Raw genomic sequence first — 6476 nt, forward strand, 5'->3', positions numbered from 1 at the left:
TTGCCTTTAACGGAAAAGCACTATTCCACGTTTGCGTGCCGCGAATGCCAGGGTGACGAGTACAAAAACTTGCGGTAAACCCGTCAACAACCAGATAAACGGGTTCATCGCGGGATCGAAAAAAGGATGCACAGCAGCTATCACTCCGAATTCTACAGCAACCAACAGGGCCATAGCGCCGACGCCGGCCACCAGGCTCCTGCCGGCGGGGACGCGGAAAACCCAGGCTACCAGGAGTGCCAGCAGGATGACGCCCAGCACCGCATGGGCCTCAAAAGCCAGAGGCAGGCTGCGCAGGACGCCTACGCCGATACATTGCAGCGTCGCGATAAGGGCGACCCGCGACGAGATCCATGGGATCCCAAGCAGGGCCAGGACCAGCAGCACCAAGGCCAGGCACTCGAACCATCCGTAAACCACTAACAAGAACGGAAACATTTCTACCTCAACTCCAGCGGCACTTCCGGCTCGTACCAGTGGCCTCCGCAGGCGAAGGCCACATTCGCCGCCGCCAGCCAGGTCAAGAGTGTCGCCAACCCAAGGAAGATGTACCTTCTCACGTTTGTCGCCTCCTTTCGTCCTTGTTTGCCGACGGCACCAGGGACAGGCTCTGCAGCACCAGACCCAGTACCGCCGCCAGAACCAACTCCGACCGCACTTCCGCAGCCAGGGCCCACCAGGTGATTCCGCCCCATACCGCCCAGACAGTCAGGGCCAGCCGGCGCAGCTTGGCCCTCCGCTCGGGCGGGATGGGCTTCGCGGGCACATCACGGGGCGCGAACCTGACTATGGCTAACAGAAGCCAGAGATAAACGGCCACAGCCAAGATCTCCAGAGCGGCTCCACCTATCAGCGGCCCCAGGGCGTGGCCCAGCAGCCCGGCCGCACCGTAGACCGCGGTGCTCACGACCGTACACAGCGCCGGCGTCGAGGTATGTACGCCCCCGCCGGCGATCCTCAGGCTGCCGGCGGCAATGTAGGCGGCCAGCACCTCGGGGAGCACCCGCAGGGCCCAGCCGGCCAGCAGCACGCAGGCCATCGACACCAGGTTGTAAATGCCGACCTTCAGGCCGTACTCGACAACATTGGCGTTTCGCCCGCTCTCCCGGGCCAGTTCGACGGCCAACGCATGCAGGCGGCTCATAGCGACACCCTCAAACTCAATTAGCTATTGAATTGTCTTTCTCCGCTTTTTTTGAATTTCCTGCCTTAATTGGGAAAACTTATCGACTTATTCCTCCAGGATTCGACTTTGTCGTTAGGAGGAAGGGGCCCTGGGTTGGGCCTCTCCTAAAAGTCGGTGTAGATGAACCGCGACTCCGTGCCCGAGGCAAAGAGAACGCAGAGCACGATCAGCCCGAAGATGCCCAGCGCCACCAGGAAATCGATCAGAAGGTCCCGCATCCCAAGACCACCCCCGTAGATAACCTAAAACCCTTGAGTTAAAAGGGCCAGGGCGAGCTTTTTGAAGACCAGCACGGCCTTATCCAGCGGGGCCGCGAAGAGCACCCACCCGAGGGCCACGAAGTGGAAGGTGACCAGCACCGAGACGGCGTGCGCCGTCCGCCCCTCGGCCCACGGCAGCCGCCCCTTGGTGAAGGTCCGCCAGACGCGGTGCACCCCCATCCCCACCCCGTGCCACAGGCCCCAGACGACGAAGTTCCAGGCCGCCCCGTGCCACAGGCCGCAGACGGCGAAGACCGCCCCCAGGTTGAACACCGTGCGCCACAGCGGCACCCGGCTGCCGCCCAGGGGGATGAACAGGTAGTCCCGGATCCAGGACGAGAGCGACATGTGCCACCGCCGCCAGAACTCGGCGATGCTCGCCGAGCGGTAGGGCGCCGCGAAGTTCTCCGGCACCGCCAGGCCGAACATCCGGCTGATGCCGATGGCGATGTCCGAGTAGCCCGAGAAGTCGAAGTAAATCTTCGCCGCATAGGCATACACGGCGACCACGACCAGGGCCGTGCTCGACGTCTCGGGCGCCGTGAGCGGGCCGGTCAGCAACGTCACCGTGTCGGCGATCACCAGCTTCTGAAACATTCCCCAGACCACCCGCCTGCCGCCGGCCAGGAACCCGCCCGGGTCGAAGCGCACCGGCCGCGCGAGTTGCTCCTGGAAGGCCTGGTAACGCTTGATCGGCCCGCAGACCAGGGTCGGGAAGAAGAAGGCGAAGAGGGTGAAGTCCACCGGGTTGACCGTCTCCCGCCGGATCTTCCCCAGGTAGACATCCGTCAGGTAGTGAATGAACTCGAAGGTGAAGAACGAGATTCCCAGCGGCACCAGGATCTGCGGTGCCGGGATGGCGACGCCCCAGTCCAGGCGGTCCGCCAGGGCGTTCACCGTGGCCACGGCCATCTTCCAGTACTTGAAGTACCCGAGCGTCAGGACGGACAGCAGGATCCCGGCCACGAACCACCAGCGCGTTCCGGGCAGCCGCCCGCCCCCCTCCCGGGTACGGAAGATCATGAGCCCCGCCGCGTAGGTCAGGACAGTCATGGCCGCGATGAGCAGGAAGTACAGCGGGAAGTAGTAGGTGTAGAAGACGAAGCCCGCCAGGATGAGGACGTACTTCGCCCACCGGCGCGGGACCAACCAGTAGGCGGCCAGGGCCAGGGCCAGGAAGACGGCGAAGATACCGGTCGTGAAGATCACTTCACCGCCACCCCCTCCCGCGCCGCGCCGCCCTCACCCGGCTGCGCCGCGAGCTGCGGGACCAGCGCCGCGGCCAGCTCCCGGGCCGCCACCCGGTTGCCCTCGGCCGTCAGGTGGACATGGTCGGCGAAGAAGTCCGAGGGCACCCGGCCCTCCAGGTCAAGGTAGGGCACGCCGCTCTCGCGCAGCAGCCCGTCAAGGACGGCGACATTCGCCCTGAAGCCCGGCGCCGAGGCCAGCTTCCCGAGCATGGCCTCGTTATGGTCCGGTTTGAAGACCAGGGCCGGCATCCCCCGCTCCTTCAGGCGGCGCAGGGTGGCCGCCGTGAAGCCGCAGGCGGCGTTATGCGCCGGATCCAGCGGCGCCGGGTCATACATGAAGGCCACGCGCGCCAGCTGGGCCTTCCAGTCCTGCTCGTACCACCGCTTCCCGCCCGGCGCGGGGGCGGGGGCGGGTGCCGGGGCACCGTTAAGCGCCCGGTTGACCAGCGCCTTCACCCCGTTGGCGAACCGCTGGCGCGGGTACTCCTTGAAGAGCAGGGCGTTGATCCACTCCCGCTCCCGGTACAGCCGCCAGCGCATGGCCAGGAAGTCGGCCACCCGGTCCCCGAGCGGCCGGTCCCACACCGCGCGCACCTCCGGGATCGACTCCGGCGTGATGCCGTAGTCTAGGTAGAGCCAGTCGAAGGCCACCGGGTCGGCGATACTCTTCGGGTTGTAGAAGATGATGTTGAAGTCGGCGACGACGGCGTCGGGCTGCAGGCGTTCCACCCGGCGCAGGGCGAAGTACATATCCCCCGGCTCGCTGCCCGGGATGCCCAGGTTCCAGACCCGCACCTTGCGGCCGGGCAGGCGCCGCGCCAACTCATCCTCCAGGTAGGCCGAGATGGTCTGGTCCCCGCGCACGCCCAGCCCCGCGCCCCAGACGATGGAGTCCCCGAGCATGACGACGTTCACGTCGTAGTCGCCGCGGTGGCGCTCGATGTAGCGCAGGGCGGCGGGAAACTCCTTGTGGATGAGGATGAATTTGTTCGGCAGCCGCTCGCCGAACACAAAGCCGGCCTCGTGCCGGTTATAATAGTAGGCCTTCAACGGCGGCAGCGCCAGCTCGGCCAGCAGCAGAAAGACCAGCACAAAGGCCCAGACGCGGGCCATACGGCGTGTTCCCGCCGGGAGCGCACGCCGGGCCGCGGAACCCCGCCGGTTGGTTTCTGTAAGCGGTGCGTTTGACATACGGGTGACAGGGTTCGCCCCGCGCCGACGCATTTCCTGCAGGGGGGTTGTAGGAAATCTCCGGCGCGATGAAAGCCCTACCAGTCCCTCAAACTATTCCCTGCCGTGGTCTTTCCATGGTAGGATGCAAAAGAGAGGACTGTCAGGAGGGTCCACCGTGGAAGAGATTCTAAGACAAATCCTGGATAGGTTAACCGGCCTGGAGAAGGGACAGGACGAACTCCGCAAGGGCTACCAAGAGCTCCGCGGGGGCCTCGATGAACTCCGCCGGGGACAAGATGAACTCCGCCAGGGCTACCAAGAGCTTCACGGGGGCCTGGATGAACTCCGCCGGGGACAGGACGAACTCCGTAAGGAGCAACAAAGCCAGGGTCTCCGCCTGCAACGGATGGAGAAAGAACTCAAGGCCGTCAAGAAGGACACAGAAGAGATTAAGAATGAATTGAAGTACGTCTTGGATGACATTAAACGGATCAGTAACCGCCTGGAGTCCCATGAGCAGGAGCTAGAAATGATCAAAGGAGTTACATAGTTAACTTAATAAGGAGTTACGCAAAGCTCATTCGGGTTGGGGGCCAGGCACTTAACTTTATAGAATTCCAAGGAGTCAGACGAGAACTTAGAGCCATGCCGAACGGACGTCTTTCTTACCGCAGTTCCACTGCTATTCTGATCTTCCTTGTCCTCATCCTCGGCTTCATCATGTCCGCCCCGGCCCGGGCCGAGGGCCCGGACCCGGACAAGGTCGCCATAGCCGTGGAGGAGGCCGTCTACAACCCGTGGCCGCCCGCCCCGCCGGAGCGCACCGAGGTCTACGACCTGGTCGTCTACGGCGGCGGCTTCGCGGGCTGCGCCACGGTCATCCAGGCCTCCGACCTGCTGCCCCCGGAACAGAAGATCGCCCTCGTCGTTCCCGAGAGCGCCCTGGGCTCCATCGGCACCGTCGGCGGGATGAACTTTTTCGACCTGCGCCGCTGGCACGGCCGGTCCGTGGCCGGCGGCAGTTTCGCCCGCTGGTTCGCGAAGTACGGCCAGGGCTATCCCACCGCCGAGATGGCCCGCACGCTGTACAAGGACGTGGTCGACAACTCCCGCGGGCGGGTGCAGATCTACTTCCGGCACGAGATTGAAAACGTCGCCGCCGCTGACGGCGTCATTACCCACATCGACATCCGGCCAGTGCAGCGCGACCCCGCCGACCTGGCCGTCAAGTGGGCCGGGCCGGCGCTGCGCCTCACCGGCAAGGTCTTCATCGACGCCTCGGACAACGGGCGTCTCACCCGCCTGGCCGGCGTGCCCGTCACCACCGGCCGCTTCGACCGCACCGGGGACAACCACCAGCAGCCGGCCACCCTCATGTTCAAAGTCCGCGGGATCGACGTCCAGGCCGCCCTCGCTTATAGAAACGCCCTCGGCCGGCCGGACTTCTTCTACGTCAAGGACGGCAACGGCTCCTGGCTGGGTTGGGGCGGCCAGCGCAGCGTCTGGCTGGAAAACCCGATCATCCAGACCTATAACGCGCGCCGCACGCCCTTTACCCTGAAGGCCTACAACATCGCCGAGGACGAGCCCGGCACCTGGTGGGTCAACGCCCTGGTCATCCACGGGGTCGACGGCCGCCTGCAGCAGATCGACCGCGGCACCCCGCATTGGCCCCAGGACTCCCCGCCGGGAACCTGGGACATCGACACCGCCTACCGTGAGGCCGTCGCCGAGGTCCAGTCGCCGGCCTTCCTCGCCGCCCTGCGCAGCCTGCCCGGCTTCTCCGGCGTGGAGCTGGTGCGCCGCCCGGACGGCAGCCCCGTCGTCGGCGAGATCCTCTACCTCCGGGAGACCATCCACGCCGTGACCGACGCCGACGCCGTCGCGCCCGGGACAAGCAACACCAACTACGCCCTGACCCCCGCCCACGTTCGCGGGGCCGGGCCGGACGCCTTCCACGGTCTGGACCGGGAGAACTACCCCTGGCGGGTGGGCCTGGGCTTTTACCTTGTCGACCTGCACGGCTACCTCAAGAACGACCCGACCGAGAACCATACCCTGAAGAGCCAGGGCGAGGCCGTCAACCCGTACTACGTGCCGTACGCGGCCCTCACCACCCCGTACGCCGCCAACCTGCTCCTGCCGGGCTACGCCCAGCGGACCGCCGACGAGGCCTGGGGCGCGGCACGCGTCATCCCCAACCTCACGGTCTGCGGCGACGCCGCCGGGGTGGCCGCCGCGCACAGCCTGGCCACCGGCCGCCCGGTGAACGCCTTCACCTACAAGGACGTGCTCGCCGTGCGCGACACCCTCCGCGCCCGCGGCGCCCGCGTCGACAAGTAGTTTTAAGTAAGGGGTCAGGCCCCTTACTTAAAACTCAACTTTAAAAAACCTACGGGCCGAACTCCGGCCCGCCCGTTTATAATGAGGTCATGGACTTCTTCGCCACACGCTTCTCCCGTAACATCGCCGCCGTCCTCGCCGCCCTGGCCGTGCTCGTCATCGCCCTCGGCGGCCTCGGCGCCTGGGCCGCCGCCGATGGCGCCCCGCGCTACAGCGTCGTCGTCTACGGCGGCAGCTTCGCCGGCTGCGCCGCGGCGCGGCAGG

Annotated in this window: 7 protein-coding genes; 2 read left to right on the top strand and 5 right to left on the bottom strand. The window is 65.7% G+C overall.

Annotation, left to right across the window (positions count from 1 at the left end):
- Positions 1-6: 6 nt before the first annotated feature.
- From QMC81_08310 to QMC81_08330, 5 genes are all read right to left on the bottom strand, one after another.
- Positions 7-438, bottom strand: a complete 432-nt coding sequence (locus QMC81_08310; GenBank protein MDI6907472.1) for a hypothetical protein — start codon at positions 436-438, stop codon at positions 7-9.
- 2 nt (positions 439-440) lie between these two features.
- Complete coding sequence (locus QMC81_08315) at positions 441-560, bottom strand: cyclic lactone autoinducer peptide (GenBank protein MDI6907473.1); 120 nt, start codon at positions 558-560, stop codon at positions 441-443.
- A complete protein-coding gene (locus QMC81_08320; GenBank protein ID MDI6907474.1) occupies positions 557-1144 on the bottom strand; it encodes an accessory gene regulator B family protein in 588 nt (195 codons plus the stop codon). Before QMC81_08320 ends, QMC81_08315 begins: the two co-directional genes overlap by 4 nt.
- Positions 1145-1428: 284 nt before the next feature.
- Complete coding sequence (locus QMC81_08325; GenBank protein ID MDI6907475.1) at positions 1429-2655, bottom strand: MBOAT family O-acyltransferase; 1227 nt, start codon at positions 2653-2655, stop codon at positions 1429-1431.
- Positions 2652-3809, bottom strand: a complete 1158-nt coding sequence (locus QMC81_08330; GenBank protein MDI6907476.1) for a GDSL family lipase — start codon at positions 3807-3809, stop codon at positions 2652-2654. Before QMC81_08330 ends, QMC81_08325 begins: the two co-directional genes overlap by 4 nt.
- Positions 3810-4044: 235 nt before the next feature.
- Here QMC81_08330 and QMC81_08335 point away from each other — a divergent pair, with 235 nt between their 5' ends.
- Together QMC81_08335 and QMC81_08340 are read left to right on the top strand one after the other, a co-directional pair.
- Positions 4045-4419, top strand: coding sequence for a hypothetical protein (locus QMC81_08335; protein MDI6907477.1), 375 nt, complete (start codon positions 4045-4047; stop codon positions 4417-4419).
- Between the two features lie 95 nt (positions 4420-4514).
- Positions 4515-6212 carry an FAD-dependent oxidoreductase gene (locus QMC81_08340; protein MDI6907478.1) on the top strand — a complete coding sequence of 566 codons (1698 nt, stop codon included), beginning with the start codon at positions 4515-4517 and terminating at the stop codon, positions 6210-6212.
- The last annotated feature ends 264 nt before the right edge of the window (positions 6213-6476 follow it).

The sequence above is a fragment of the Thermoanaerobacterales bacterium genome, assembly GCA_030019475.1.
Taxonomy (GTDB): Bacteria; Bacillota; Desulfotomaculia; order Desulfotomaculales; family JASEER01; genus JASEER01.

Excerpts from the sequence above, each read along its gene's own strand:
- QMC81_08310 (MDI6907472.1), bottom strand. The coding sequence starts at position 438 with ATGTTTCCGTTCTTGTTAGTGGTTTACGGATGGTTCGAGTGCCTGGCC.
- QMC81_08320 (MDI6907474.1), bottom strand. The coding sequence starts at position 1,144 with ATGAGCCGCCTGCATGCGTTGGCCGTCGAACTGGCCCGGGAGAGCGGG.
- QMC81_08330 (MDI6907476.1), bottom strand. The coding sequence starts at position 3,809 with ATGGCCCGCGTCTGGGCCTTTGTGCTGGTCTTTCTGCTGCTGGCCGAG.
- QMC81_08340 (MDI6907478.1), top strand. The coding sequence starts at position 4,515 with ATGCCGAACGGACGTCTTTCTTACCGCAGTTCCACTGCTATTCTGATC.